Raw genomic sequence first — 1,918 nt, 5'->3', positions numbered from 1 at the left:
GCGCGCACAATAGCCCGATGTGGACCGCGCTCACCGACAGCCTCTGTGACCTGGGCGAATCGCCGTTCTGGCATCCGCAGGAGCGTTCGCTCTACTGGCTCGACATCGCGGGCTGCCAGGTGCTGCGCACGCGCGGGCCCATCGGCGCCGGCGTGCAGGTCGAGCGCTGGCCGCTGCCGCAGGCGCCCGGCTGCATGGCCCCGGCCAGGCGCGGCGGGCTGGTGATCGCGCTGCGCGACGGCATCTATCGGGCGCGCACGTGGGGCGGGCCGCTGGCGCGCATGGCCGCCGCGGCGCACGACGGCGCCACGATGCGCTTCAACGACGGCAAGTGCGATCCGCTGGGCCGCTTCTGGGCCGGCTCGATCAACGAGGCAAAGACCGGGCGCAACGCGGCGCTGTACTGCCTCGACCCGCGCGCCGCCGGCGCCGCGCTCGAACCCAAGGCCGGCGACGCGATGACCGCCAACGGCCTGGCCTTCGGCGCCGGCACGCTGTACTGGACCGACACCCCCTCGCACACCATCCGCACCTACCCCTGGGAGCCCGAGGCCAACCGCCTCGGCCCGCCGCGCGCGTGGCGCCGCTTCGACGCGAAGCAGGAGGGCGCCCCCTACGGCGGCCGGCCCGACGGCGCCACGCTCGACGCGCAGGGCCGCTATTGGGTGGCGATGTACGAGGGCGCGCAGGTGCTGTGCCTCGACGGCGCCGGCGGCGGCACCCTCGCCGCGCTGCCCGTGCCGGTGCAGTGCCCCACCATGCCCTGCTTCGGCGGCGACGACCTGCGCACGCTCTTCGTCACCTCGGCCCGCAAGGGCCGGCCGGCCGACGAGCTGGCGCGGCAGCCCGACGCCGGCCGTGTGCTGATGCAGCGCGTGGAGGCGGCCGGCCGGCCGGTGGACTTCTTCGACGACTGAACGGCCGGCCGCTGTCCCCCATGTCCTTCCGCGCCATCCCGCCCATCCACTGCCTCGTGACCTTCGAGACGCTGGCCCGCCTGCGCAGCGTCAGCCGCGCGGCGGACGAGCTGTGCGTGACCGCCAGCGCCGTGAGCCACCGCGTGCGTCAACTGGAGGCGCACGTGGGCCTGCGCCTGTTCTCGCGCGGCGACTTCTCGCTCACCGCCGAGGGCGTGGCCTACCTGGCACAGGTGCGCACCGGCCTGGCGGCGCTGCAGCACCTGCCGGCCCGCCGCGGCGGCGAGGAGACCACGCGGCTGAAGGTGGCGCTCACGCCGACCTATGCGCGCACCTACGTGATGCCGCGGCTGGAGACTTTCCGCACCGCCTACCCGGAGGTGGAGCTGACGCTGCAGGTGTCCATCCCGCTGCTGAACGTGACGGCCGAGGACGCCGACCTGGAGGTGCGCTTCGGCACCGGCGGCTACACCGACCGCGAGTACCGCGTGGTTGCCGCCGGCGAGGTCACGCCGGCCTGCAGCCCGGCCTTCCTGGCCGAGCACGGGCCCTTCGACGGCTTCGAGACGGCCGACGAGCTGCGCCAGGCGCGCCTGATCCGCAGCCCGCTGGAGCCCTGGAGCACCTGGTTCGCCGCCTGCGGCCTGCCGCTGCGCGAGCCCGACGCCGGCGCGCAGTTCAACGACCTGGGCCTGGTGTACGACGCGGCGGCGGCCGGCTTCGGCGTCGCGCTGGTGCGGCTGGACATGGGCGCCGCCTGGTTCGACAGCGGCCGGCTGCAGCGCCTGTCGCGCCGCGCGGTGCCTTCGCCCAACGCCAACTACATCTGCTGGAAGCCCGGCACGCTGGAGCGCTGGGAGTGCGCGGCCTTTGTCGACTGGCTGGTGCAGGGGCCCGGACCAACGCCGGCCGCCGCACAAAAGCTCAACGCGGGCTGAAAAAACTTCACGGCGGGGCGGCCGGCCCGCCCGGCGGGGCGGGCGGACAATACCCGGCGCGCA

At 74.8% G+C, this 1,918-nt stretch carries 2 protein-coding genes; both read left to right on the top strand.

The features are described from left to right. A partial coding sequence (locus ACIY1X_RS24200; RefSeq protein WP_399685631.1) for an SMP-30/gluconolactonase/LRE family protein occupies positions 1-917 on the top strand: 917 nt, incomplete at its 5' end. A 20-nt stretch (positions 918-937) separates the two neighbouring features. After that, positions 938-1,855, top strand: a complete 918-nt coding sequence (locus tag ACIY1X_RS24195; protein ID WP_051953884.1) for a LysR substrate-binding domain-containing protein — start codon at positions 938-940, stop codon at positions 1,853-1,855. The last annotated feature ends 63 nt before the right edge of the window (positions 1,856-1,918 follow it).

The organism is Xenophilus sp. (assembly GCF_044462705.1).
GTDB lineage: Bacteria > Pseudomonadota > Gammaproteobacteria > Burkholderiales > Burkholderiaceae_C > Xenophilus > Xenophilus azovorans.
The sequence above is the reverse complement of the archived record's forward strand: the minus strand, read 5'-3'. Positions and strand labels throughout refer to the sequence as shown.